We start from the raw sequence: 25,391 nt of genomic DNA on the forward strand, positions 1-25,391 counted from the left end.
GTATCTTTTTCTGCACGCTATCCTGCTGCCACCATAGCTATAAACCATGCTATTAAAGCACCAATAGCACTGACTAATAAATATGCTGAATATAAAACCCAACCAACAACACGATACAGCCAAAGCGGATGTTTCTTTAATCGTTCTGCTAAATTGGGGTTTTCTATTTCATGTTTTGCTTTTTTAAACTCCTCTTCTTTATATGCTGTAACTTTTTGTTCTTGTTTTTTCTCAAAAGAAATTAATGTGTTACAGTTTTTGCAGTAATCTCTATTCTTATTAAAAACTCCACAATTTGGGCATTTAACATTTCTAGTAATTGCCATTTTCTTGTTCTTTAAAACTATACTTGTTTTTCTTTTTGTAAGGACGGATAATTAGCCTTGTTTCTCTATCAAAACGTACGTAGTTATATACCCAATTCATAAACACAACTGCTTTATTTCTAAATCCGATAAGTGAGAATAAGTGTACAAACATCCAAATAAACCACGCAAAAACACCTTGAAATTTCCAGCTCGGTAAGTCTACTACTGCTTTATTTCTTCCAATAGTAGCCATGGAACCTTTATCGTTATACACAAATGCTTTTTGTTTTTTATTCTCTAATTTCGCTAAGACGTTTTTACCTACTAACCTACCTTGTTGAATGGCTGGTTGCGCCATCATAGGATGGCCTCTTTCATAGTCTTTTGTTTTCATACATGCTACATCTCCAATAGCATAAATATTATCGTAGCTAATTACTTTGTTGTATTCATCTACTTTAAATCGATTAGCTCTTTCAACTACACATTCTTCATTTAAACCATTAACAGCAACTCCTTTTACTCCTGCTGCCCAAATAACAGTTTGTGCTTTAAAATGATCTTCTCCGTTTGTAGTAACAGTTTCTCCATCGTAATCAAGTACACGAAGATCTTTCCATACATCTACACCTAACTTTATTAAGAAGTCTTCTGCTTTTTCAGAAGCCTTGTTACTCATTCCTTTTAATAGCTCTCCTGAACTTTGAATAAGGTTAATTTTCATTTGTCGAATATCCAAATCTGGATAATCTTTAGGTAAAATTCCTTTTTTCATTTCCGCTAAAGCACCAGCTAACTCTACTCCTGTTGGCCCACCTCCTACAATAACAAAATTCATTAATGCTCTTCGCTTTTCTAAATCGGTTACCAATAATGCTTCTTCAAAGTTCTCTAAAACTAAACTACGAATATTCAATGCCTGCGGAACTGATTTCATTTCCATCGCGTATTTTTGAATATTTGTATTTCCAAAAAAATTTGTAGTTGACCCTGTGGCTATAATCAACTCATCATACTCTAAATTTCCTATCGTAGTTTCTATATAGTTTTTCTCGGCATGTATTTGGGTTACTTTTGCTAATCTGAAGAAAAAGTTTTCTACATCATTAAATCTTTTTCTCAAAGGAAACGCTATACTATCAGGCTCTAATCCTCCTGTGGCTACTTGATATAGTAAAGGTTGGAAAGTATGGTAATTGTGTTTATCTATTAAAACTACCTGTAATTCTTGGTTTTCTAAAGCTCTTGCCGCTGCCAATCCTGCAAATCCTCCTCCTATAATTATTATTCGAGGAAAACTTGTTTGAGGTATGTTCATTATTTATTAGGCTTTTATATCTAATTAGCAAATTTAACTAAAAGAGAAAGGAGTTAGTTAAAATTTATTTTTTAGTTTTACGTTAAACCCCCGTTAATCAAATTAGGAACTGTTATGTTTAATTTTTTTAAGAAGAAAAAAATAGCGAATTTAACTATAGTATGCGATACGGACGTTATTCATATTAATAGCAAACCTCTTACATTCCCTACTAATTATAGTACTTTGGTTGAAGTTTTAGGTCAACCTAGTAGAGAATTAAAGAAAAGTAATGACTATATTATTTGGGATACACATGGTATTTTTTGCGGCTATACTGATAAGGATAATATTCTATCTATAAATATATATCAGAATAAAAAAGATAGAAGTGAGTACAACACTAAAAAACAGTTTAAAGGAAAGCTTGTTTTAAATAATGAAGAAATCACAAACAATGAGTTTGGTAAAATTCCATTAGGTAAAGTAGCTATTCACAGACTTGGTAGAGAGAGTGACACCCGTTTTGGGTTTAGTATTGGTGTTAACAGGGATTATAAAGATTTATAACTCTAACTTTACTTGTTGTAGAGTTTTGTTTGTTGTTATTAGTTTATTGATTATTTTTTTTCGCAAAATATCAATATCCTCTTCATAATAGCGTGCCCACTTATACTCTTTAAATAAAGTTTGAACTTGCTTTAAACGCTGATGTGCAAACTCTGAAGTCATTAAAAAATGAGCTTCTTCTGAATTATTTTGAACTCTTTTAATATTCACTTTATGCACTGTATAATCTACTTCTAAATAGAATACTTTATCAGTACTATTTAATGGATAAAAATCAGACCAATTTGCGTACCCTACATAATAATTTTGATTTTTATAGTTTTCTATTCCCTGAATCTTCCAACGACAATTGGCAACTCTACCCCAGTGATTTGAATAACGAAAAACACCCTCCTCTGTGTAATAGTAATAGCTTCCTGATTTACTTTGAAAATGTGCCTTCATATCATCAAAGAAATTCATATTTTGCATTTTAAACTCACAGTACGTACTTCTGTAAAAATTGAATTTATGATATTTCATTTAATTTCCAAAGGCTGTTAATACTACTTTTCTTCTCCCTCCATAATTTCTGTGCTCACCTAAGTATATTCCTTGCCAAGTTCCTAAGTTGAGATTTCCATTGGTAATTGGAATTTGTACCTGACATCCTAACATAGAACTTTTAATATGTGCTGGCATATCATCAGCACCTTCATAATCGTGTTTATAGTATGGCATATTTTCAGGAACCATTTTATTGATATGCGATTCGAAATCTATTCGAACGGTAGGATCTGCATTTTCATTAATAGTTAAACTAGCAGAAGTATGCTTTATAAATACCTGTAACTGTCCTATTTGAATATTTTCAAGCTCTGGAAGTGCTTCTAACAAAACATCTGTAATTAAGTGATAGCCTCTATTAAATGCTGGTAATTGAATTTCTTTTTGGTAAAATTGCATTTTACAAATCTAAAATACTTCTTTTATAATTTTTAGAAATTCTTGCTTTTTTGTTTTTGAAATAGGAATTGTTGTTTGATTTTGCATTAGTAAAAAATCTCCGTCTTTTTTAACAAATTTTTCTAAATAATGAAGGTTTATTAAGTAAGATCTATGACATCTAAAAAATAAGTTGTTTCCCTGAAGTTGATTTTCAAAGTATGCTAGTGGTTTACAAATTAATTCTCTTTCTCTATTTGCTAAATGTACTTTTGTATACATTCCATCTGCTTCTAAGTATAAAATATCTTCATGCGAAACAAAAATAATTTCTCCTGGTACTTCTAAAGCTATTTTATGTGATGATAATGATTGAATGGCTTTTTTTAACTCTGAAAATTGTGCTGTTACCTTTTTTTGGTTAATATTAACTTTTGCTTTATTTATAGCTACTCGTAACTCTTCTCTGTCAATTGGTTTAACCAAATAATCTATTGCAGATAATTTTAGTGCTTCTAATGCGTATTGTTGATATGCTGTTGTAAAAATTAATTGAAACTCTATAGGCTCTGAAATAAAATCTAATATTTCTAAACCTGAGTACTCAGGCATTTCAATATCTAAAAAAACAATGTCTGGATTGTTTTCTTTAATTGACTTTACTCCATCTACTAAGTTATCTGCTGTAATAACATTTTTTATTTCAGGAAAAAACTCTATAAGCATCGTTTTCATTACACTACGTGCTTTTGCCTCATCATCAATTATTAAAGCTTTCATTATTAAATTCTTTTTATTTTTAGTGTTACTATCGTTCCTGTAGCATTATTGTTTTCATCTACTTTATCCGTAAAATCTACTGAAATATCAAATAACTTTTCTTTCTTATACAACGAAACTCGCTCTTGGGTAGCGTTTACAGCAAAAGACTTATGCCCTTTTCTTTTCTTATTAATTTCTGAAGATTTTTTTCGTCCAACACCATCATCTTTTATCGTTATAATTAAAACCTTGTTAATATTTTCTTCTATTGTTATCCATAAATTTCCTCGGTCTTTCTTATGAACAAGTCCGTGTTTTATAGCATTTTCTACAAAAGGTTGTATAAACAACGGCGGAACTTCAATTTGATCTTTATTTATGTTTTTATCTACTAAGAAGTGAACCTTAAATTTATTTTCAAATCGTAATTGCTCTAATGATATATAAATCTCGAGTGAACTAAGTTCTTCTTTGAGTAGTATTACATTTACTCTACTATGATTTAAATACATTCTTATTAAACGAGAAAATTTAACTAAGTAATCACTTGCTAAATATTTCTCATTCTTCATTACATAATCTTGAATAGCTCCTAAGGAATTAAAAATAAAATGAGGGTTCATTTGTGAGCGTAAGTTTTCTAGCCTTAACTTACTTATTCTACTATCTAAAATTACCCTTTCTAGTTCTCGTTCTCCTTCCTCTTCTTTCCATTTTAATTTAATTCGGTAATATATTATTATTCCTAAAACAGATATTATAAATATTGCCACAATAAACCACCAACTTTCCCAAAAAGGCTTTTGTACAATTATTTTAACTCCTTTACTTTCTTTTCCTATACTTCCATCTAAACTTTTGGTTCTAAGTAAAAACTTATATCTTCCTGATGGAATTCCAATATATCTTACTACATCATCGTTTAACTCAGATGTTTGCCATTCTGTATTAAAACCTAAAAGTTTATATTGAAAAACATTTTTACTACTAGATTTAAATCCATTAGCATTAAAGTTAAATGTAATGTCGTTAGTTTTGTAAGGCAGTTTGTATTTTGTTTTTATTTCTTGTTCTATTCCTCCAATTTTAACATTACTTATGTAGGCTAACGGAGCTAATTTTGGTTCTATTAACTCTGGAACAGATGTGTTTATTCTACATAAAAAATTGTTACCAGATATCCATAAATAATTATTTTGTATTACTGGAGTTTTAAATTTTATAGCACTTTTATCAGTTAAGTTTATTGTATTTATTATTTTTTTATCTGTATCGTATCGCTGTATTCCTTTTTCAGTAACAATCCATAGAAAATTGTCCTTCCCTAAAATTCCTTTTATTTGAGATTTTAACAATCCGTTTAAACAGGTTATGCTATCAGTTACTTTTCCTGCCTCTAAAGCTAAAATTTTATCTCTTGTAGTTGCCCATATTTTACCGTTAGTAGTTTGAGTGTATTCAGAAAAAATAATAGGTTTATTTTGATGATGTACTGGAATAGTTTGTAATTTATTGTTATAGGCTACTGTTCCATCAATATAAGTAACGTAAATAAGTTTGTTTTTTGAATCGTAATGAGTACTAATAGGTCTTTTGTTTTCTAAAACTATATAGTCTTTATTTCTAGAAAGTTGAGTATAAATAATAGCACGTCGATATGATAGATACACCAATGAATCTTTATTTATTTTCGTAAAACCTTTAGCTGTGGTAAACTGATTTCCTACATTAGTAATTTTCAACTTTTTTATATCATATGTATAGCTACTGGTTCCGTTTGTGCTTATATATGCTTTTTGTAGGTTTTTATTATATTTTATTCTATTAACAGGTCGTTGATTAGATAAACTGATAATTTTATAATAATTATCTTCTGTATTGTAATCTATTAAGTTACCATTTTGAGTTCCTAATAATAATCTATTATTACCAATGGTTTCTATTGAGATAATATCTTCTTTTATTTCCACAAAACTTTTCTTCGTTATTTCTAAACTTGGCACAACGAAAATTCCATTTTGCAGTGTTGCAAGCCAATAATTATTCTCATTATCTTTTAGAACATCAGTTATATGATAATCTTTAAAAATTTGTTTAGTATTATTTACTTTGTTTTTGTTTAAAGTTATATAAATACCTTTTGATGTTAACAACCAGTTTTCTTTAAACTTTTTGGTATTATAAACTTGTGCTTTTTTAAGAGCTTCAGGAAGTTTTGTGGTAGTTATTTTTCTCGTATGTATATTAACTGAAAATATCTTTGAGTTCTCCTTTTCTACTTTAACAACAACATCATCAAACCATTCAAACATTTGAAGCTTTCCTTCATTTAAAAAGTTTTTTTCTATATCAAAATTTATTTTTTTAAAAACTGCTTGCCCACTTTCTTCATAAACTTGAGTTATAGTATTAGTTTCTTTTAAATTGTAGTAAAAAAAACCATTTTTTGTTTTTGCTATTTTAGAAATATTGGCATTTAGGTCTTTTTTTATCGACGCAGTTTTTTTATCTATTTGGTAACTTTTTCTTTGTGATATAAAGAACACATCATCATTAAAAACAATTAAGCTTGCAAATGCTCCTTTCAATTCATTTGAAAAATCTTTAAATAATTGTAGTTCTTTATTTACTACTTTATAAATATGTCCTGAAATGGTCGAACACCAAATTTGTCCTTCCTTATCTATTTGTAAGTTAAAAATACTTTTTGTGGTAGAAATAGTATTTTTAACTTGCCTAAATCTTTTACCGTTGTAATAAAACAAACCTTGCTCCCCTCCAACCCAAACTAGGTTATTTTTATCTTGTATAATATTATAATTTGCTAAAGATACTAATCCATCATCAGATGTAAATTGTGTATAAAAAGGCTCCTGTGAAAATACATTTTCAAAGAGAAAAGAAATAAAGATTAGTATATAAAAAGTTTTTTTCACAAATTTAATTTTATTACAAAAAAAGGTGGTTATGCAATAATACGCAAAACACCACCTTTTAGAACTATTCTTAACTTAAAGTCTATATTTTAGTTTTTAGGTTTAGCATCACATTTTACATACCCTCCATAAGGAGCTCTAATACTTCCTCTGTTAATTCCATTAAAAAAAGGACTCCCATATTTTCCTCCACCTATATAATCTTTTCTTACTATAAACTGTTGCAACATACATTGCCCATCTGAATTTTTCTGTACAACAGCTCCTACAGCCCATTGATATAAAGGTACCCCTGTTACCTTATGTTTTACAGTTGACCATTTATCAGATGTCATGTATTGATATATATTTTTCATACTCATTTTACCATAATATTTATTCAATCCACTTACAGCTGCATTTTTAATTGCTGAGTTTTTATCAAAACTCCCTTTTGCTGGCATTGTTACACTATTTAACTTTGATCCTAACCAATCTTTACGTAAGTTATCAAACTTAGCAAAAGTTGTTTGAGATGTTAATTCAGGATTTTTATAATACTTCTTAATTTTTTCTGGATTTTTTGCAGCAATTACAAACTGCTTTGGTTGAGCATTATTCATCCACTTATGACCAACGTTATCGTTTTTATGATATACCTCTGCTCCAATTAATAATACTCCTGGTTCCAATAAAAGAACATTAGCATTAGTCCATTCTGGTCCGCCTCCCATTCCAAATTGGAACTGAATATTACCTTTATCGGCAGATTTTCTATATTTTTCAGGAACCACACCATAACGTTTTTGGTTTGGTGAAAAATATGCATTTAACTGATATGATGTTGGATCATATTCAATAGAAAAGCCTTCGTAAATATCACCTGGATTGCTATCAAAATGACTTGAAGGATTTCTAACAAAGTATTGTGATAAATGGTAGTAACCAGACAGTTCCATCTTATCAGAAAAACCACCATCATAAGCAGGCATTTTTTTAAATTTCGTTCTGTTTAATACATAAATTTGATTGTCTTTAAATTTATCATTTTCACTACTTTCTATAGGTGAAGGAATTTCGCTCACAACTGTTCCTTTACTATTTTCTTTAGCTAATAAGGCTTCTTTTTCCGCTACTTGTTTTTGTTGATATTCTTTATACTTTTTAAAATAAAAATCTTGCTTTTCTTTATCGTTGGGATACTTTTTAGCTAACTCTTTCTTAAACTCTTCATCTGAATACTCATTTGTATTAGACGTTGAATTAGTATCTGAACTTGTAGTTGATTTTTCTATTGATGAAGAAGCTTTCTCTTCTATTTTTTTTGTTACTTTTTGCTTAGCTTTTTTTAACATGTTACCAAACTGAGCATTGGCTGTTTGATGAAACAAAAAACTAGCTAAGAATAAACAAACTAATATTGTATATTTTTTCATTTCTATTATTGTTTTTATACTATTAGAAGCTACCTGCTTTTTACACAGGTAACTTTCTTTCTTGAATTACTATTTAAAGGGAATGTTTTTTATTGACATGCGACTGTATTCCAAGAAGCTCCAGATGGCTTAACCCATTGGTTTGCTTGTGTATTTGGTGGATTCAAAGGATCAAAACCAGCATCATGTTGAATACATGTTAAGTTATCATTTCCATCTGCAATCATATAAATGAAATTTACATTATTACCATTTGCTACGTTTAAACTTGTTAAATTATTATTTCTTAAATGCAATGAAATTACTCTTGAATTATTAGAAATATCCATGCTTGATAAGTTGTTATTATAAGCAACAAGTGTTCTTAAATCTGGATACATAGAAACATCTAACGTACTAATTTGATTCTGTTCTAAATATAAAGTTCTTAAACCGTTTGCAATAGTAGGTAACACTAACGTAGAAATATTGTTACCTCCACATTGAAAATTCACTAAGCTAGAATGATTTGTTAAATCTATTGTACTAATACTATTTTGCTGAATTAATATTGTTTGTAAAGCTGTATTAGCTGAAAGATCTAATGAAGTTAAGTTATTGTTTTTTAACGACAAATGTGTTATTGCTGTGTTTTGGCTTAAATCTATACTTGTTAAAGAGTTGTTCATTGCATGAAATTGTGAAATATTTTCAAAAACCTCTAAACCAGTAACATCTGAAATACTAAGACCATCTACACGAATGACACCTGTGTAAGCTTGTGCTTCTGAAACCTGAATTTCACCATCTCCATTTGTATTTATCGATGAATTCCCTACCAATGCTGACTTAAAGTTGGCATCTGGTATGTTTACAATATTACCTGTAGCAGCTTGCAACCCCTTTCCACTAATAATAATAGCATAACTCGGTTTTGTAGGATCATTACTTTCTACAACTATCATTGCTTGCTTTTGTCCTTCAGATTGTGGTGTAAAACGTGCTGTTACCTCATAAAAGCTATTAGGAGCAATCGTTTGTGGTGCAGATACATTTACCAAAGTAAAGTTATTAGCATTGGCTCCGCTCATTCTAATATTACTTACCTCTAAATTTCCTTGACCATTATTCTGAATAGCAAAAGTTAAATCATTTCCAGAGTTCCCTACAGTAACATCACCAAAGTTTAATCCTGTTTCACTAAAAGCAATTGCAGGTTGTGCTGGCGCTGTTCCTGTTCCATTCATTGGTAAAAACACTTCATTTTCACTAGAGTTATTAAAAAATCTAATAGATGCTGAAGCAAATCCTTGTGAACTTGGCGTGAACTTAACTTCAAAAGTATATGTATCACCTGGAGCAATAGTTCTTATTAATGAACTTGTTCCTCCTATTACTGTAAAAGATGATGATGAACTACCTCCTATAATATTCACATTAGTAATCTCTAAATCTGTATTTCCTGTATTAGAAACTATAATATTTTTAGATAAGTCTTCACCTACTTCAACATTCCCAAAACTTATAGGTGATTCACTAAACTCTATAACTGACATAGGTGTTGCTGTAGCTTTACCGCTTAAGGCAATGGCTTTAACACCTGCATTAGTTGTCACCTCTAAACTTGCTGTTTTTTCTCCTACATTGGTTGGCTCAAATACTACCGTAATGGTTTTAGTTTCTCCTGCAGCTAAAGTTTCTGTTGTTGCTGAAGTTGAAAAGTTAGCAGCATTGGTCCCTTTTATTTCAAAGCCTGTAATTTCTAAGTCTGCATCTCCACTATTAGTTATAGTAAACGTAGCGTCTTTTGTTTGATTAATCTCTACGTTTCCAAAAACCAAAGCCGTTTCACTTAAATCAACACCTGGTAATGGTTTTGGTTTTGCAATTCCTGTTACTTTTACTTCTTTTTTCCCAATATTAGTCGTAATTTCTAAGATAGCCTTTTTTTCTCCTTCTGTTAAAGGAGCAAAGGTAATTTCAAAAGTATACGATTCTTCCTTTTTAATTACTTTTGGTACTGCACTAGTTGAAAAATCAGCAGCATTTGTTCCTTTTAATACAAATTCATCTATTTCTAAATCTGAACCTCCCTCATTTGTTACTTTAAACGAATAGTTAATAGTTTGTTCTACTTCTACTGCTCCAAAATCCTTTTCTATATCAGTAATAGAAAACTCTGCTGGAATAATTTCTTCATCCTTATCACAACTTGTGATACTTACAAGTACAAAAAGAATAGCACTTGCATACATGTTAATTTTTTTTCTCATGTGTGTTTATTTTTCTGATTTATTTTTTGTGCTTCCTTATAGTTATAAAGCACTTCTCCCTTATATTGGAAGTAAAATTACACACAGGACACCTCTTACAGTGAAAAAACTGCTGAAGTGATTTTATCTTTTTCTAAAACACTTTTTTTTTTTTCTAAAAACACCTAATACCTATTTAAAAACAAAAAAGCCCGTCAAATGACGAGCTTTTTTACATCTACAGTCCTAATAAAACTTATAATGCTTTTTAGGATAATACAATCAAATTTATTTTACTTCTTCAAAATCTACATCTTCTACATTATCTCCTCCTTCAGCTGAAGCTCCTGCATCTGCACTTCCTTGCTCACCAGCTCCATTTGCTTGTGCATCTTGTTGTGCTTTATACATCTCTTCAGAAGCAACTTTCCAAGCTTCGTTAATCTTTTCCATTGCAGCATCGATAGCAGCAAGGTCTTTAGATTCGTGTGCTTTCTTTAACTCTTCTAAAGCAGCCTCGATTGGTTCTTTCTTATCTGCTGATAATTTATCACCAAACTCTTTTAATTGCTTTTCAGTTTGGAAAATCATGGAATCTGCTCCGTTAATTTTATCTGCAGTTTCTTTAGCCTTTGCATCTGCATCTGCATTTGCTTCTGCATCTGCTTTCATCTTTTGAATTTCTTCATCTGTTAATCCAGAAGAAGCTTCGATACGGATGTTTTGAGATTTACCTGTTGCTTTATCCGCTGCAGATACGTTGATGATTCCGTTTGCATCAATATCAAAAGTTACTTCAATTTGAGGAACTCCTCTTGGTGCTGGTGGAATATCTGTTAATTGGAAACGACCAATTGTTTTATTGTCTGCTGCCATCGCTCTTTCACCTTGTAATACGTGAATATCTACTGATGGTTGGTTATCTACTGCTGTAGAGAATACTTGCGACTTTTTAGTTGGAATGGTTGTATTTGCATCGATTAACTTTGTAAATACATTACCCATTGTTTCAATTCCTAATGATAATGGTGTTACATCTAATAATAATACGTCTTTTACATCACCAGTTAACACTCCTCCTTGAATTGCTGCTCCTAACGATACAACTTCGTCTGGATTTACTCCTTTACTTGGCGCTTTTCCGAAGAACTTCTCAACTGCTTCTTGAATTGCAGGAATACGAGTTGAACCTCCTACTAAGATAATCTCATCGATATCAGAAGTTGATAAATCAGCATTTTTTAACGCTGTTTGACAAGGCTCGATAGTTCTTTTTACTAAATCGTCAATTAATTGCTCAAACTTAGCTCTACTTAACGTTCTTACCAAGTGCTTTGGTCCACTAGCTGTAGCAGTGATATATGGTAAGTTAATTTCTGTAGAAGTTGTGCTTGATAATTCTATCTTCGCTTTTTCAGCAGCTTCTTTTAAACGTTGTAATGCCATAGGATCTTTACGTAAATCCATATTTTCTTCAGCATTAAACTCATCTGCTAACCAGTTAATGATTTTTTCATCTACATCATCACCTCCTAGGTGCGTATCTCCATCAGTAGCTAATACTTCAAATACTCCATCTCCTAATTCTAAGATAGAAACATCATGTGTACCTCCACCAAAGTCAAATACTACAATTTTCTTATCATCATTTGCTTTATCTAATCCATAAGCTAAAGCTGCAGCTGTAGGCTCGTTAATAATACGACGAACCTTTAGTCCTGCAATCTCTCCTGCTTCTTTAGTTGCCTGACGTTGAGCATCGTTAAAATATGCTGGCACAGTAATTACAGCTTCAGAAACTCCTTGACCTAAGTAGTCTTCAGCAGTTTTCTTCATTTTCTGTAATATCATTGCAGAAATTTCCTGAGGTGTATACATACGATCATCAATTTTAACTCTTGGTGTATCGTTATCACCTTTTGCTACCTCATAAGGAACTCTTTCTGCTTCTCTTTGAGACTCAGAATATTTATTCCCCATAAAACGTTTAATAGAATAAACTGTTTTAGTTGGGTTTGTTACTGCTTGACGCTTTGCAGGATCTCCTACTTTACGTTCACCTCCTTCTACAAATGCAACTATAGAAGGGGTTGTTCTTTTTCCTTCTGCATTTGGAATTACTACAGGCTCATTACCTTCCATCACAGACACACATGAGTTCGTAGTACCTAAATCTATACCTATAATTTTACTCATAATCTTTATTTATCTTTTTTAAGTTTTAAATTCAATTTTACGAGTAGTATTAGTCAAAGTGTATGCCATTGGTTTTTTATTTGTATTTTGACAGAAAAAGACACAAATCCAATCATTTTTTATGACAGAGTGTCATTAATCGATGTTATCTAGATAAGATTCATAGACCATTATTATATTAGCAAATGTATTCTGTAATGCTTTATTTGTTTCTTTCTTATCTTTAAACTCTGCTTTTGTAATCCCCTCTTCTAATTGAGGAGTTAAACTTCCTTTATAATTAGAAAACATTAAATACCAATGTGTTTGTTTTAATCGATATTCATTTTGTAGCATAAATAAATGATAAGTAACAAGTAGTTTTCGGTTAATAATTAGTTTTTCAATGCCGCATTCTTCTTCAACTTCTCTTATGGCTGCTTCCTCTAAATTTTCTCCTTCTTCTACACGTCCTTTAGGTAAATCCCATTTACTTCCTCTGTAAATAAAAAGTACTTTTTTGTTTTCATTTAAAACTAATCCTCCTGCCGCTGTAATTACTTTATACTTAACTTTAAAGTCTATCCAGTCTTCAGTTAAGTTATTAGAATAGATATAAACACCATCCAATTTACCTACTTTTAACTTGTAAATAAGTTCTTCAATAATTGTATTTTTGTAAATATAAACTGAAAAATCTTCTTCATTTTTAAGTGAAGTTGTAAAGATTATTGGTTTATCATTAACAAAAACTTTATACATTTGCGCTATGGATTTTAACAAAGATACAGCAAAAAAAACTGCCGAGCTTCTTTTGCAAATTAAGGCTATAAAATTGAGCCCCCAAGAACCTTTTACATGGGCTTCTGGGTGGAAATCACCTATTTATTGCGATAACAGGATTACATTATCTTACCCACCTGTTAGAAACTTTTTAAAACAAGAAATTGCTAAACTAGTAGAAGAAAAACATGGTAAACCTGATGTTATTGCAGGTGTTGCTACTGGTGCTATTGCAATTGGTATACTAGTTGCTCAAGAGCTTGGAGTGCCTTTTGTATATGTTAGACCCGAACCAAAAAAACATGGTAGACAAAACCAAATTGAAGGACATATAGAAAGTGGTCAAAACGTAGTAGTAATTGAAGATTTAATTAGCACTGGAAAAAGTAGTTTAAATGCTGTAAAAGCATTGAAGGAAGCACATGCCAATGTAAAAGGGATGATTGCTATTTTTTCTTACGGGTTTAATATTGCTACTGAGAATTTTAAAAATGATAAAGTAGAACTTACTACTTTGAGTAATTATGAACATTTATTAGAACAAGCCTTAGATAGTAAATATATTACTAGTGAAGAATTTCGAACATTAGAAGATTGGAGAATTGCCCCTAGTGAATGGAATCAAAACGATAAATAACAGCACAACAATGAATATAGAAGGAAATACAGTTACTGTAAAAAAATCATCTAAAGATTTATTTGAATTTCTAACCAAATTAGAAAACTTTGAACAACTAATGCCTGAAAACACTCAAAAATTTGAAGTTGATGGTGATAGCTTTATTTTTGGTTTAAAAGGTATGCCAGAAATTCGTTTAATAATGAAGGAAAAAACTGAATACTCTAATGTTACTTTAGGTGCTGCTAGTAGCAAATTACCTTTTACATTAGCTGCTGACATTAGTGAAATTAGTGATAATGAAAGCCAAGTTACGTTAAAATTCAATGGTGAATTTAATGCAATGATGGCAATGATGGTAAAAGCACCATTAACTAAGTTTATTGGCACATTAACTGAAAATTTAGAAAAATTATAAAGTAGCAAACGAAACCTCTTTCAAACCAAATTCTTGAATTGTTTCGTTTTCTAGCTCAATTTGGAGGTTACCACTTTTTGAAACTCCAATAATTTTACCCATAAATAAAATGTTCTGACTGTTTTTAAACATTGTTGGAACATTTTTTTTATACAATCTCTTTAAGTAAGCTTCTTCTAATAAACTATATTCTTTTCTTTCTAAAATCGTATGGTAGTTTTTTAGCCTCATTAAAATACTTTCTAGTAAAGTCTCTAGGTTAAACTCTTTACCTAAAATCTTTTTTACGGAAGAAGCGTTAGGTAAATTTTTGGAAAACGAATCTTGATTTACATTAATTCCTATTCCTACTACTGACGACACAATCTTACTTCCTTTCAATGTATTTTCAATTAAAATACCTCCCAACTTTTTATTTCCTGACAGAATGTCGTTAGGCCATTTTATCGACAAACTTGGTAAATCTAACTCTTTTAACGCTTCATAAACACTTAGCGAAATACAAAAGCTCAAATACTTATGATTTTCTACATCCAAGTCTGAAAACCTAGAAAACACACTAAAAGTAAGGTTCTTTCCTTCTTCAACAACCCATTCAGAATTCATTTGCCCCCTACCCTTTGTTTGAGTTTTAGCAACTACAACTGTAAAATCATCAACTACCACTTTTGACACCATATTCTTCAAAAAAGTGTTGGTAGAGTCGATGGCATTAAGTTTGATTATTTTCATGTAGATTTAGCGTGTAAAACAAGTATCAATATTACATAAATTACTCGCAAAAAAATAATAACTTTGCTAAAACTTAATTTTTTTTAATGACAATAAAACAAACAAACACAGACGATCTTTTAGCTGTGATTATTAAAGGGATTGATGATGTAAAAGGAGAGGATATCCAATTACTAGATTTAAGAGAGATAGAAAACACTGTTTGTGATTATTTTGTAGTTTGTTCTGCTAATTCGAACACACAAGTTAATGCCATTTCGGGCTCTGTACAAAAAATAGTAAGTAAAGAACTAAAAGACAAACCTTGGCATGTTGAAGGGCAAGGAAACTCTGAATGGGTTCTTATGGATTACGTAAACGTTGTTGTACACATCTTTCAAAAACAAGTTCGTGAATTTTACGACATTGAAAGCCTTTGGGGAGATGCAAAAATTACAGAAATCAACCCAGCATAATTGCTAACACTTTATACACCTTTTTATGAGTGATAATAAAAAAAACGCGCCAAAATTTAGTTTCAATTCTTTTTGGCTATACATACCAATAATAATAATCTTACTAGGATTAAGTTTTTTTAATTCTGGTAACTTAGGTTCTCGTAATATTACAAAAAACGAGTTTACTAAAATTCTCCAAGCAAACGATATCAAAGAAATCGTTGTAGAAAATAATAATGTTGCTCAAATATTTTTAAAGTCGGAAGCTTTAAAAAAAGAAGAGCATAAAAAACTAGCAGATTCTCCTTTTTACAGACAAGGATCACCTCTTTACACATATAACTTTGGTGATTTACAAAACTTTGAAAATGAAATCAATAAAGAAAAAGAAGAAAAGAATCTTGATTTCGACAAGGTAAATGTAGAAAGAACTAGTATGATGGATACCATCATTAGTTTCCTTCCTTTCATTTTATTGATTGTTATTTGGCTATTCTTTATGAGAAGAATGTCTGGAGCTGCTGGAGGCGGTGGTGCTGGAGGGCAAATTTTTAACATAGGTAAATCTAAAGCTAAGCTTTTTGACGAAAATACTAAGGTTAAAACTACATTTAAAAATGTAGCAGGCTTAGAAGGCGCAAAAGAAGAAGTTCAAGAAATTGTTGACTTCTTAAAAAGCCCAGAAAAATACACCAAATTAGGAGGTAAAATTCCTAAAGGCGCTTTATTAGTAGGACCTCCTGGTACAGGTAAAACCTTATTAGCAAAAGCTGTTGCTGGTGAAGCTGGAGTTCCTTTTTTCTCTTTATCTGGTTCAGATTTTGTTGAAATGTTTGTTGGTGTTGGTGCCTCACGTGTACGTGACTTATTTAAACAAGCACAACAAAAATCTCCTTCAATTATTTTTATTGATGAAATTGATGCTATTGGACGTGCCAGAGGTAAGAACAGTATGACAGGCGGTAATGATGAGCGTGAAAACACTCTAAATCAATTATTAACTGAAATGGATGGTTTCGGTACTGATACAAATGTGATTGTATTAGCAGCAACTAACCGTGCTGATGTATTGGACAAAGCCTTAATGCGTGCTGGTCGTTTTGATCGTCAAATTTATGTTGACTTACCAGATTTACATGAACGTAGAGAAATTTTTGAAGTTCATATTAAACCTTTAAAATTAGCTGCTAATGCTGATTTAGAATTTTTAGCACAACAAACACCAGGTTTCTCTGGTGCTGATATTGCTAATTTATGTAACGAAGCTGCCTTAATTGCTGCTAGAAATGGTAAAGAAGCTATTGAACATCAAGATTTCTTAGATGCTGTTGATAGAATTGTAGGTGGTTTAGAAAAGAAAAATAAAGTGATTACTCCTAAAGAAAAGAAAGTAATTGCTTTTCATGAAGCAGGTCATGCAACCGTTAGTTGGATGTTAGAACACGCCGCTCCATTAGTTAAAGTAACTATTGTTCCTCGTGGTCAATCATTAGGTGCCGCTTGGTATCTTCCTGAAGAAAGAAAAATTGTTCAAACAGAACAAATGCTAGATGAAATGTGTGCTACTATGGGAGGTAGAGCTGCTGAAAAATTAATTTTCAATAAAATTTCAACTGGAGCGTTAAGTGATTTAGAAAAAGTTACTAAACAAGCTCGAGCTATGGTTACTGTTTACGGTTTAAATGACAAAGTAGGTAATGTTACTTATTATGATTCATCAGGAAATGACGCCTTTGTAAAACCATATAGTGAGGCAACTGCACAAAAAATTGATGAAGAAATTTCTGAAATAATAGAAAACCAATACAAAAGAGCCATTAATATACTGGACCAGAACAAAGATAAGTTAACTGAACTTGCTGATTTATTACTGGAAAAAGAAGTTATCTTCAAAGATGATTTAATAAAAATCTTTGGTGACAGACCTTTTGGAAAGGAAGAAAAGCCTCAAATTACAACAGAAGAATAGTTTTATTTTAATGAATTTTTTCAAAAAATTATTTAAAACATATCAAGAATCATCTAAAGAAAAAAAAGTGAACGAACAAGAAGTTCATTTGTCTTTAGATGATTCTTTTGTTCATCATTTTATTAATAAAGGAGGAAAGTTTTTATACTGTACATCAATAAACGAAGTAAGTAATCATTTAAAAAACATCTTACAAGAGAATAATTGGCGTAAAATTACTTGTACCGATTTTGATTTATTAAAGATTACTGAAAAAATTGATATATCTGTACAAAACCATTCCTCTGATTCTGTACCTTTTTTTACTTCTTGTGAGCATTTAATTGCTGATAAAGGAGAAATCTTATTTTCTTCTAATCAAATAGGCAGTCATAAACTAGCGTCTCTATCTAAGCATTTTATTGTTTATGCTACTACGAGTCAGTTAGTAAAAAACACAGGAGAAGGATTAACAGGTATTAAAACACATTTTAGCGGCAATATACCAACCAACATAAGTTCCATTAAGAATTATACGTTTGAAGTTGAAGATGATAATTTTTTGAGTTATGGTAATAATAACACAAAAGATTTATATTTGCTGCTCTTTGAAGACCTTTAAAATATGTCTAACCTTTTTGTAAGAAGTCTTTCTGCACTTGTTTATGCTTTTCTATTTATTTCTGCTATTCTTTTTTCTGCAGAAACATATATAGGATTACTAACTCTGTTTGCTACTGTTTGTATTTGGGAACTTTCTAAAATTATACAAACAAAAAACATTGTTCCATATATTCTTTTAGCGTGTACTGTTTACCTAACTTTTAGCAGCACAACTTTTGAATATACTGATTACCTATTTGGCGCTACCATAGTTGGATCTATCGCTTTGCTTTATTTGCTCGTAAGCTCTAAGCCTATTAAAACAGATACTTTAGCTAAAAAAATATTTTTACAAGTTATATATTTAGTATTGCCGTTTTACTTTTTAATGAACCTTCCTTTCATAAATGGTTCTTATTATCCAAACATAATTATTTATATAATTTTAATCATTTGGACAAATGATAGTTTTGCTTTTCTAGTAGGCAAAAATTTTGGAAGACGAAAGTTATTTGAAAAAGTATCTCCTAAGAAAACAATAGAGGGCTTTATTGGTGGTTTATTATTTTCTTTAATTGCTGGTTTTATAATAGGTCAATACTCTGGAATCTTTTCTATTTTAGACTGGGTAATCATCGCTATTATTGTAGCTATTTTTGGTTCTTTAGGAGACTTAGTAGAGTCCAAACTTAAAAGACAAGCTAAAGTAAAAGATAGTGGTACAATTATGCCTGGTCATGGAGGCTTATTAGATAGGCTAGATAGCTTGTTTTTCCTTGCTCCCTTCGTATATTTGTATATACATTATATAATGTAAACTATCTATATAAATAACTGTCTACCCCATGGAAGATGATTTGGATTTAAAGTTTAAAGAAGCTTATAAAATAGCGTCTGATTTAGAGGAAAAACTTCCTCCTGATGTTATGCTACGTTTATACGCATACTATAAACAAGCTGTAAAGGGAGATAGATTCACATTTAATGATAATAGTGATTTACGAAATGCCTTTAAATTTAATGCATGGATGCAACTTAGAGGTATGAGTGAACGAAAAGCCAAAAAAGAATATATTAAATTAGTAAATTCAATCATAAAATAAACCTCATGAAAAAAATCGTTTATTCTTTAGTTATCTGTTTTACAGTTTTTCAAATGACATCTTGTAAATCAGAAGCAAAAAAAGAAACAGAAACCACAAAAGAAGAAGTTAACACAGAAAAGAAAGCTGCTTTTATATTACAAGACGCAGACAATGTAATAAACTGGACAGCTTATAAAACTACTGAAAAAGTACCTGTAAATGGGCAATTTCAAAAAGTAAATATTACTGCTGGTGGTGAAGCTGATACAGCTAAGGACGCTATTAACAATGCTGAGTTTTCTATTCCTGTAAGTAGTATTTTCACAAAAGATACTAGTAGGGACTTTAAAATTAAAAAGTTTTTCTTTGGAGTAATGGATAACACTGAGTTACTTTCTGGTAAATTAGTTTTAGAAAATGACTCTATTGGTCATGCTAACTTAACCATGAATGGAGTAACTAAAAAGCTTCCTTTTAAATATACTTTAAACGGAAAAGAGTTCAGTTTAAATACAACGATGAAGATTACAGACTGGCAAGCTGAAAATGCTTTAGACTCTTTAAACACTGCTTGTAAAGATTTACACAAAGGTGCTGATGGCGTTTCAAAAACTTGGGATGAAGTAGCTTTAAATATTACATCTGTTTTTAAATAAAAAAGATTAAAAGAATATTTTTAAAGCCTCAGAGTAATTTCTGAGGCTTTTTTATTTTTAATGTACTTCAAACATCCATTTTTTTACTGGTTTATAGAAAGTAATTACCAACAAACCTATTATTGCTGAAATTACTCCTAGGTTAGCATACACAGAAACATATGAGTACAATTGATGAAAAATCTCGGATTGTTCCATAACAGTTTTGGATGACAAACCTGTAAACAATTCAGTTATTTTTCCAAAAAAGCCTTTAGAAAACACTCCTAAACTACCGTTAACAACTGTAGTTAAATTGGCTATTTTACCTGCAAAAAAATGACCATAAAAATTTGCTAAAAACCACACCCCCATTATAAAAGCAATATATTTTACAGGTGATAACTCTGTCATTTTAGATAATCCAATAGGTGACAAAAATAGCTCTCCTGTTGTTAGTATAAAGTACCCTAAAATCAAATACATCATTGGAGTTTTAGCTAATTCATCAACTTGATAACCTGACAAGCCAAAAGTTATAAAACCTACACCTAAAAACAACAAACCTAATCCAAATTTTATAACAGAGTTTGGATTCTTATGTATTTTATGCAAATACCCCCAAAGCATTGAAAATGGGATTGCCATTAGAATTATAAAAGTAGAATTAATACTATTAGTTTGAGCAGCATTTATCCCTACTAAATTAACATTTCTATCTGCAAATAAAGTCAATGAACTACCAGCTTGTTCAAAAATTGCTGCAAACAATGTATATAAAATCGTAAAGAATATAGCTACGGAAAGTTTTTTACGTTCTTTTGAAGTCACATTTCGTAAAATCTTAATTAAAAACAATATCAGAAATAACGAAACAATCCAAACTAAGTAATGCTCAAACTCATGGTAATAAACTATCAATGCAAATACTGGAACAGACAAAAGTGCTCCAATTGTTACTAAATTTCCTTTTTTTACTCCAAATTGTTTCTCTTCAAATAATTCTTGATTTGGTACTAAGCCTTTATCTTCAAAAACATTTTTCTTAAGTCCTCCTTTAAAAACTAACAAGCCTAACAACATTCCTATTCCTGCCAAAACAAATCCATAGTGCCAACCATATAATTCAGCTAACCATGCGCACAATAATGGAGCTACAGCTCCACCAATATTAATACCCATATAAAAAATAGTAAACCCTGCATCTCTCCTATTATCTCCTTCTGCATATAACTTACCAACAAACGAAGATATATTGGGTTTAAAAAAACCATTTCCAACAATAATTAAAGATAACGAACCATAAAAAAATATTGGATGTTCAAATGTCAAAAAGAAATGTCCTAACGCCATTAACACACCTCCTAAAACAATTGCCTTTCTAAACCCTAATATTTTGTCAGCAAGCATTCCTCCTATCATAGGAGTCACATACACTAACGACATATATGCCGCATACACACCAAAAGACATTTCATCAGAAAAAAGCAAATGTTTTGTCATATACAGTACCAATAAGGCTCGCATTCCATAAAAAGAAAAGCGTTCCCATAATTCAGCAAAAAATAAGTATAAAAGCCCCCTTGGATGTCCTAAAACATCAGTTCGTGAATTCATATATTCCATAAATTTTAAGTTTATACGAATATATTTTTCGACATATAAAACCTAAAGGCATGTAGTTAATTGTAGTAAAAAATAAGCTTTTGTAAGTTTTTGTAACCAAAAAATTAACATCTTATTAATACCGACAAACGCTTATTTAATAGTTTTACTATTATATTTGCGCTATTAATTTTTATTTATGAAAAATTTACTATCAAATTTAAAAATAGAGATCCCTTCAGGAATATACATCAAAGACCCTGAAACCTCTGATTTGGGTAAAAGAATAATAGAGAACAGTATTATACTTATTGAAGAAATTGGTTTTGAGAATTTCAATTTTAAAAAATTAGGAAAGTTAATAGGCTCTAACGAAAGTTCGATTTATCGTTATTTTGAAAGTAAACACAAACTCTTAGTTTACTTAACTTCTTGGTATTGGGGCTGGATTCAATATTTATTGGTAATCGAAACTTACAGTATTAGTAACCCAAAAGAGAAATTAATTAAAGCCATAGAGGTTCTAGCTAGAAAAGCTGAGAAAGACAATAACTTTTCACATATTAATGAGGCATTACTTAACTTAATTGTAATTAACGAGAACTCAAAATCATACTCTACTAAAGAAGTAGATACTGAAAATAAAGAAGGATTTTTTAAATTGTACAAAGAAGTAGTAAAACGTTTTGCTGAAATAATTAGTAATTATAACAATAATTATAAACATCCATTAACACTTGCAAGTACTATAATTGAAGGAATATTACATCAGCAATTTGTAAAATCTCATTTTAAATCACTAACTAATTGTGATGAAAGCACAACTACTACCTCCTTTTTTATTGAACTAACTTTAAACGTACTTTCTAATGAAAGAGAAAAATAAACTAACTCCATGGCAGCGATTTCTAGGATTAATAAACCTAGAAAAAAAAGATACACTACAAATAGCATATTATGCAATTTTTGAAGGTATTGTTGCTTTATCATTGCCTTTAGGTGTACAAGCCATTATAAATTTATTGCAAGCGGCACAGGTTTCTGCCTCTTGGATTGTTTTAGTTATACTAGTAACTGCTGGTGTTGCTTTTAGCGGGATTTTAAAACTAATGCAGTTTAGGATTATTGAAACTATTCAGCAGAGAATTTTCACTAGAGCATCCATAGAGCTTAGTTATCGTTTTCCTAAAATTAAAATGATAGAACTAAGAAATTACTATCCTCCTGAGCTTGCCAACCGTTTTTTTGATACGTTAACCATTCAAAAAGGTATTTCAAAAATATTGATAGATGCTCCTTCCGCTCTATTACAAATTATTTTTGCTTTATTACTTCTTTCGTTTTACCATCCGTTTTTTATCATTTTCGGATTGTTAGTTTTACTATTAATCTATGTTGTTTTTAAGTACACCGCAGAAAAAGGATTGGAAACGAGTTTAAAAGAGTCAAAAAACAAATATAAGGTAGCTCACTGGCTTCAAGAGATTGCAAGAACTATTATAAGTTTTAAATTATCAGGAAAAACAAAACTAGCGCTTGAGAAAAGTGATATTCTAGTAGATGATTATTTAAAATCTAGAGAAAGTCACTTTAAAGTACTCGTTATGCAGTATATTCAAATGATTAGTTTTAAGGTAATTATTACTGCTGGCTTATTACTTATCGGTGGTTTTTTAGTACTAACACAACAAATGAATATTGGTCAATTTGTGGCTGCTGAGATCATTATCATCCTAATTATGAATTCTGTAGAAAAATTAATATTAGGTCTTGAATCTTTTTACGATGTACTTACATCTATAGAAAAACTAGGAGAGGTTATTGATAAACCCATAGAGCCACAAAACGGAAGTAATATTAATAGAGATAAACCATTTAAAATAGAACTTCAAGATGTTTCGTATGTTGTTAACAACAGACATAATCCTGTAATCAATAACGTATCTTTTGAAATAAACCCTAACGATAGGATTTTAATTCAAGGAAGTAGTAACTCTGGAAAATCTAGTTTAATCCAACTAATCTCTGGTTTAATTGAACCAACATCAGGAGATATTTTTGTAAACGATTTATCTCTAAAGGGTATTTTTACTAACAACTATAGGGCTAACTTAGGATTATCTCTTTCTGAAGAAACTCCTTTTGAAGGTACCATCAGAGAAAATATAACCTTTGGAGATTCATCAATAACTGATGAGGAAATATATAACATTTTTAAAGTTACAGGATTAACAGAATTCTTAAAACAACAACCCAAAGGTTTGGACACCTATTTAAAACCTGAAGGAAAACTTATTGCTTATACGGTAGCTAAGAAAATTGTTCTTTCAAGAGCAATCATAAAAAAACCTAAATTACTCATATTAGAAGATCCTCTTGATCAATTTGAAAAAAATGAAGCAAAAAAAATAATTGATTTCATTACTGATATTTCTAGACCATGGAGTTTAATTATTGTGAGTCGTAATGAGCATTGGAAAGAGAAATGCAACAAACAAATTACCCTTGAAAAAGGTAGTATAACTAACTTTAAATCCTAGGTAATCATGTTAAACATATCAAAAAACACCGTTTCAGACCAAATAGACATAACAAAGTTCAAGTCTGGAAAAGACATTTTTACAAAAGAGTATCACAAGTTATTTAAAAGATTTTTACTAGTCTTTTCTGTTATCTTAGTTATCATCTTGTTTTTACCTTGGACTCAAAATGTATCCAGCAAAGGACAGGTTACCACCCTTAAACCTAATCAACGTCCACAAACATTACAATCTCAAATACCTGGACGTATAGAAGAATGGTTTGTACAAGAAGGAGATTTTGTAAAGAAAGGAGATACTATTTTAAGGATTTCAGAAATAAAAAGTGGGTATTTTGATACCAAACTCGCTGAAAGAACTGGTAAACAGTTAAACTCTAAAACACTATCTGCCAAAGCATATAACAATAAAATTAGTGCTTTACAAAAACAGATTATTGCTATTAAAAAAGAGCGAAAACTAAAATTAGAGCAAGCAAAAAACAAATTAAAGCAAGCTTATTTAAAGGCGAAAAGTGATAGTATTGATTTTGAAGCTATTAAAATAAAACAAAAAATAGCTCAAACTCAGTTTGACAGAACTGTCACTTTAGAAAAAGAAGGCTTAAAAGCTGTAAAAGATGTTGAAGAAAAAAGAGCTAAACTTCAAGAGTTATCTGCTAAATTAATTTCTCAAGAAAATAAGTTCTTTACTTCTAAAAATAATATTATCAATGCTCAGTTAGCGATTAGTAGCACAGAAGCTTCATATGCTGATAAACTTTCTAAAACAGAAAGCAGCTTATATAGTGCACAGTCTGGTGCTTATGACGCAGAAGTTCAAGTTTCAAAACTAGAAACTAGCTTAGCTAATTATAGCAAGCGAAGTTCTTTATTATTCATTACTGCTCCACAAGATGGATATATTAATAAAGCTATAAAGTCTGGTATTGGTGAAACGTTTAAAGAAGGTGAGCAATTAGTAAATATCATGCCTGCTGACTACGACTTAGCTGTTGAAATGTACATACAACCTATCGATTTACCATTGATACACATTGGTGAAGAAGTTCGTGTTCAGTTTGATGGTTGGCCTGCAATAGTTTTTAGTGGTTGGCCTAATGTATCATACGGAACTTACGGTGCTAAAATTGTAGCTATCGAAAATTTTATTAGTAGCAATGGGAAGTATCGTGTTTTAATTGTTCCTAATAATGATAAAGAACCTTGGCCTAAAGCTATTAGAGTAGGTTCTGGTGCAAAAACCATTGCCTTGTTAGAAAATGTGCCTATATGGTTTGAGCTATGGAGACAAATTAACAGCTTCCCCCCTAACTTCTATCAACCAAAGAATAAAGAAAGTGGTAAAAAGTCAAAAAAAGAAGACTAA

General features: G+C 30.6%; 24 protein-coding genes. 12 read left to right on the forward strand and 12 right to left on the reverse strand.

Going from position 1 to position 25,391, the window contains the following annotated elements:
- Positions 1-17: 17 nt before the first annotated feature.
- The gene (locus tag D6T69_RS12255; protein WP_125067997.1) at positions 18-326 is read right to left on the reverse strand and encodes a hypothetical protein; all 309 of its coding nucleotides are present in this window, start codon (positions 324-326) and stop codon (positions 18-20) included.
- Entirely contained in the window at positions 313-1,626 is a 1,314-nt protein-coding gene (locus D6T69_RS12260; RefSeq protein WP_125067998.1) for an NAD(P)/FAD-dependent oxidoreductase, read from the reverse strand. Before D6T69_RS12260 ends, D6T69_RS12255 begins: the two co-directional genes overlap by 14 nt.
- 114 nt (positions 1,627-1,740) lie before the next feature.
- Here D6T69_RS12260 and D6T69_RS12265 point away from each other — a divergent pair, with 114 nt between their 5' ends.
- Positions 1,741-2,175 carry a DUF7738 domain-containing protein gene (locus D6T69_RS12265; protein ID WP_125067999.1) on the forward strand — a complete coding sequence of 145 codons (435 nt, stop codon included), beginning with the start codon at positions 1,741-1,743 and terminating at the stop codon, positions 2,173-2,175.
- Here D6T69_RS12265 and D6T69_RS12270 read toward each other — a convergent pair.
- The 8 genes from D6T69_RS12270 to D6T69_RS12305 all read right to left on the reverse strand — a co-directional run bounded on the left by D6T69_RS12270 (position 2,170) and on the right by D6T69_RS12305 (position 13,380).
- Positions 2,170-2,637, reverse strand: a complete 468-nt coding sequence (locus D6T69_RS12270; RefSeq protein WP_240628310.1) for a hypothetical protein — start codon at positions 2,635-2,637, stop codon at positions 2,170-2,172. The genes D6T69_RS12265 and D6T69_RS12270 overlap by 6 nt on opposite strands.
- A gap of 60 nt (positions 2,638-2,697) precedes the next feature.
- The gene (locus D6T69_RS12275) at positions 2,698-3,120 is read right to left on the reverse strand and encodes a secondary thiamine-phosphate synthase enzyme YjbQ (RefSeq protein ID WP_125068001.1); all 423 of its coding nucleotides are present in this window, start codon (positions 3,118-3,120) and stop codon (positions 2,698-2,700) included.
- A gap of 9 nt (positions 3,121-3,129) precedes the next feature.
- Positions 3,130-3,879, reverse strand: coding sequence for a LytR/AlgR family response regulator transcription factor (locus D6T69_RS12280; RefSeq protein ID WP_125068002.1), 750 nt, complete (start codon positions 3,877-3,879; stop codon positions 3,130-3,132).
- Positions 3,880-3,881: 2 nt separating this feature from the next.
- Positions 3,882-6,797, reverse strand: coding sequence for a sensor histidine kinase (locus D6T69_RS12285; protein ID WP_125068003.1), 2,916 nt, complete (start codon positions 6,795-6,797; stop codon positions 3,882-3,884).
- A gap of 89 nt (positions 6,798-6,886) precedes the next feature.
- Positions 6,887-8,212 carry a hypothetical protein gene (locus D6T69_RS12290; RefSeq protein ID WP_125068004.1) on the reverse strand — a complete coding sequence of 442 codons (1,326 nt, stop codon included), beginning with the start codon at positions 8,210-8,212 and terminating at the stop codon, positions 6,887-6,889.
- An 89-nt stretch (positions 8,213-8,301) separates the two neighbouring features.
- On the reverse strand, positions 8,302-10,464 hold the full coding sequence (locus D6T69_RS12295) for a choice-of-anchor D domain-containing protein (RefSeq protein ID WP_125068005.1): 2,163 nt from the start codon (positions 10,462-10,464) through the stop codon (positions 8,302-8,304).
- A 267-nt stretch (positions 10,465-10,731) separates the two neighbouring features.
- Positions 10,732-12,639, reverse strand: coding sequence for a molecular chaperone DnaK (gene dnaK, locus D6T69_RS12300; protein WP_125068006.1), 1,908 nt, complete (start codon positions 12,637-12,639; stop codon positions 10,732-10,734).
- Positions 12,640-12,774: 135 nt separating this feature from the next.
- A complete protein-coding gene (locus D6T69_RS12305; RefSeq protein WP_125068007.1) occupies positions 12,775-13,380 on the reverse strand; it encodes an NUDIX hydrolase in 606 nt (201 codons plus the stop codon).
- A gap of 7 nt (positions 13,381-13,387) precedes the next feature.
- Between D6T69_RS12305 and pyrE the strand changes: the two genes are divergently transcribed.
- The gene (pyrE, locus tag D6T69_RS12310; protein WP_125068008.1) at positions 13,388-14,038 is read left to right on the forward strand and encodes an orotate phosphoribosyltransferase; all 651 of its coding nucleotides are present in this window, start codon (positions 13,388-13,390) and stop codon (positions 14,036-14,038) included.
- A 10-nt stretch (positions 14,039-14,048) separates the two neighbouring features.
- Positions 14,049-14,438, forward strand: a complete 390-nt coding sequence (locus D6T69_RS12315) for an SRPBCC family protein (RefSeq protein ID WP_125068009.1) — start codon at positions 14,049-14,051, stop codon at positions 14,436-14,438.
- Here D6T69_RS12315 and D6T69_RS12320 read toward each other — a convergent pair.
- Entirely contained in the window at positions 14,433-15,170 is a 738-nt protein-coding gene (locus tag D6T69_RS12320) for a biotin--[acetyl-CoA-carboxylase] ligase (RefSeq protein WP_125068010.1), read from the reverse strand. The genes D6T69_RS12315 and D6T69_RS12320 overlap by 6 nt on opposite strands.
- A gap of 86 nt (positions 15,171-15,256) precedes the next feature.
- On the opposite strand from D6T69_RS12320, the gene rsfS reads away from it, so the two are divergent.
- The 6 genes from rsfS to D6T69_RS12350 are packed head-to-tail and all read left to right on the forward strand — an operon-like array spanning position 15,257 to position 19,899.
- Positions 15,257-15,625 carry a ribosome silencing factor gene (gene rsfS / locus D6T69_RS12325; RefSeq protein ID WP_125068011.1) on the forward strand — a complete coding sequence of 123 codons (369 nt, stop codon included), beginning with the start codon at positions 15,257-15,259 and terminating at the stop codon, positions 15,623-15,625.
- Positions 15,626-15,650: 25 nt separating this feature from the next.
- Positions 15,651-17,576: an ATP-dependent zinc metalloprotease FtsH gene (ftsH, locus tag D6T69_RS12330; protein WP_125068012.1), complete on the forward strand. Its 1,926-nt coding sequence runs from the start codon at positions 15,651-15,653 to the stop codon at positions 17,574-17,576.
- Between the two features lie 10 nt (positions 17,577-17,586).
- Positions 17,587-18,177 carry an LUD domain-containing protein gene (locus D6T69_RS12335; protein ID WP_125068013.1) on the forward strand — a complete coding sequence of 197 codons (591 nt, stop codon included), beginning with the start codon at positions 17,587-17,589 and terminating at the stop codon, positions 18,175-18,177.
- A gap of 3 nt (positions 18,178-18,180) precedes the next feature.
- Complete coding sequence (locus D6T69_RS12340) at positions 18,181-18,975, forward strand: phosphatidate cytidylyltransferase (RefSeq protein WP_125068014.1); 795 nt, start codon at positions 18,181-18,183, stop codon at positions 18,973-18,975.
- 28 nt (positions 18,976-19,003) lie between these two features.
- Complete coding sequence (locus tag D6T69_RS12345; protein WP_125068015.1) at positions 19,004-19,261, forward strand: acyl-CoA-binding protein; 258 nt, start codon at positions 19,004-19,006, stop codon at positions 19,259-19,261.
- 5 nt (positions 19,262-19,266) lie between these two features.
- Positions 19,267-19,899 (forward strand): YceI family protein, encoded by a 633-nt coding sequence (locus D6T69_RS12350; protein WP_125068016.1) that lies wholly within the window; start codon positions 19,267-19,269, stop codon positions 19,897-19,899.
- A 57-nt stretch (positions 19,900-19,956) separates the two neighbouring features.
- Here D6T69_RS12350 and D6T69_RS12355 read toward each other — a convergent pair whose 3' ends face one another.
- On the reverse strand, positions 19,957-21,495 hold the full coding sequence (locus D6T69_RS12355) for a peptide MFS transporter (protein ID WP_125068017.1): 1,539 nt from the start codon (positions 21,493-21,495) through the stop codon (positions 19,957-19,959).
- 187 nt (positions 21,496-21,682) lie between these two features.
- Here D6T69_RS12355 and D6T69_RS12360 point away from each other — a divergent pair, with 187 nt between their 5' ends.
- Genes D6T69_RS12360 through D6T69_RS12370 form a run of 3 tightly spaced genes read left to right on the forward strand, consistent with a single transcriptional unit; the run spans position 21,683 to position 25,391 of the window.
- Positions 21,683-22,369 carry a TetR/AcrR family transcriptional regulator gene (locus tag D6T69_RS12360; protein ID WP_125068018.1) on the forward strand — a complete coding sequence of 229 codons (687 nt, stop codon included), beginning with the start codon at positions 21,683-21,685 and terminating at the stop codon, positions 22,367-22,369.
- Positions 22,353-24,023, forward strand: coding sequence for a peptidase domain-containing ABC transporter (locus D6T69_RS12365; RefSeq protein ID WP_125068019.1), 1,671 nt, complete (start codon positions 22,353-22,355; stop codon positions 24,021-24,023). The genes D6T69_RS12360 and D6T69_RS12365 overlap by 17 nt, the downstream gene beginning before the upstream one ends.
- A 6-nt stretch (positions 24,024-24,029) precedes the next feature.
- Positions 24,030-25,391, forward strand: coding sequence for an HlyD family secretion protein (locus D6T69_RS12370; RefSeq protein ID WP_125068020.1), 1,362 nt, complete (start codon positions 24,030-24,032; stop codon positions 25,389-25,391).

It is taken from the genome of Tenacibaculum singaporense (assembly GCF_003867015.1).
Classification (GTDB): Bacteria; Bacteroidota; Bacteroidia; order Flavobacteriales; family Flavobacteriaceae; genus Polaribacter; species Polaribacter singaporensis.

Excerpts from the sequence above, each read along its gene's own strand:
- D6T69_RS12255 (WP_125067997.1), bottom strand. The coding sequence starts at position 326 with ATGGCAATTACTAGAAATGTTAAATGCCCAAATTGTGGAGTTTTTAAT.
- D6T69_RS12260 (WP_125067998.1), bottom strand. The coding sequence starts at position 1,626 with ATGAACATACCTCAAACAAGTTTTCCTCGAATAATAATTATAGGAGGA.
- D6T69_RS12265 (WP_125067999.1), top strand. The coding sequence starts at position 1,741 with ATGTTTAATTTTTTTAAGAAGAAAAAAATAGCGAATTTAACTATAGTA.
- D6T69_RS12270 (WP_240628310.1), bottom strand. The coding sequence starts at position 2,637 with ATGAATTTCTTTGATGATATGAAGGCACATTTTCAAAGTAAATCAGGA.
- D6T69_RS12275 (WP_125068001.1), bottom strand. The coding sequence starts at position 3,120 with ATGCAATTTTACCAAAAAGAAATTCAATTACCAGCATTTAATAGAGGC.
- D6T69_RS12280 (WP_125068002.1), bottom strand. The coding sequence starts at position 3,879 with ATGAAAGCTTTAATAATTGATGATGAGGCAAAAGCACGTAGTGTAATG.
- D6T69_RS12290 (WP_125068004.1), bottom strand. The coding sequence starts at position 8,212 with ATGAAAAAATATACAATATTAGTTTGTTTATTCTTAGCTAGTTTTTTG.
- D6T69_RS12295 (WP_125068005.1), bottom strand. The coding sequence starts at position 10,464 with ATGAGAAAAAAAATTAACATGTATGCAAGTGCTATTCTTTTTGTACTT.
- dnaK (WP_125068006.1), bottom strand. The coding sequence starts at position 12,639 with ATGAGTAAAATTATAGGTATAGATTTAGGTACTACGAACTCATGTGTG.
- D6T69_RS12305 (WP_125068007.1), bottom strand. The coding sequence starts at position 13,380 with ATGTATAAAGTTTTTGTTAATGATAAACCAATAATCTTTACAACTTCA.
- pyrE (WP_125068008.1), top strand. The coding sequence starts at position 13,388 with ATGGATTTTAACAAAGATACAGCAAAAAAAACTGCCGAGCTTCTTTTG.
- D6T69_RS12315 (WP_125068009.1), top strand. The coding sequence starts at position 14,049 with ATGAATATAGAAGGAAATACAGTTACTGTAAAAAAATCATCTAAAGAT.
- D6T69_RS12320 (WP_125068010.1), bottom strand. The coding sequence starts at position 15,170 with ATGAAAATAATCAAACTTAATGCCATCGACTCTACCAACACTTTTTTG.
- rsfS (WP_125068011.1), top strand. The coding sequence starts at position 15,257 with ATGACAATAAAACAAACAAACACAGACGATCTTTTAGCTGTGATTATT.
- ftsH (WP_125068012.1), top strand. The coding sequence starts at position 15,651 with ATGAGTGATAATAAAAAAAACGCGCCAAAATTTAGTTTCAATTCTTTT.
- D6T69_RS12335 (WP_125068013.1), top strand. The coding sequence starts at position 17,587 with ATGAATTTTTTCAAAAAATTATTTAAAACATATCAAGAATCATCTAAA.
- D6T69_RS12340 (WP_125068014.1), top strand. The coding sequence starts at position 18,181 with ATGTCTAACCTTTTTGTAAGAAGTCTTTCTGCACTTGTTTATGCTTTT.
- D6T69_RS12345 (WP_125068015.1), top strand. The coding sequence starts at position 19,004 with ATGGAAGATGATTTGGATTTAAAGTTTAAAGAAGCTTATAAAATAGCG.
- D6T69_RS12350 (WP_125068016.1), top strand. The coding sequence starts at position 19,267 with ATGAAAAAAATCGTTTATTCTTTAGTTATCTGTTTTACAGTTTTTCAA.
- D6T69_RS12355 (WP_125068017.1), bottom strand. The coding sequence starts at position 21,495 with ATGAATTCACGAACTGATGTTTTAGGACATCCAAGGGGGCTTTTATAC.
- D6T69_RS12360 (WP_125068018.1), top strand. The coding sequence starts at position 21,683 with ATGAAAAATTTACTATCAAATTTAAAAATAGAGATCCCTTCAGGAATA.
- D6T69_RS12365 (WP_125068019.1), top strand. The coding sequence starts at position 22,353 with ATGAAAGAGAAAAATAAACTAACTCCATGGCAGCGATTTCTAGGATTA.
- D6T69_RS12370 (WP_125068020.1), top strand. The coding sequence starts at position 24,030 with ATGTTAAACATATCAAAAAACACCGTTTCAGACCAAATAGACATAACA.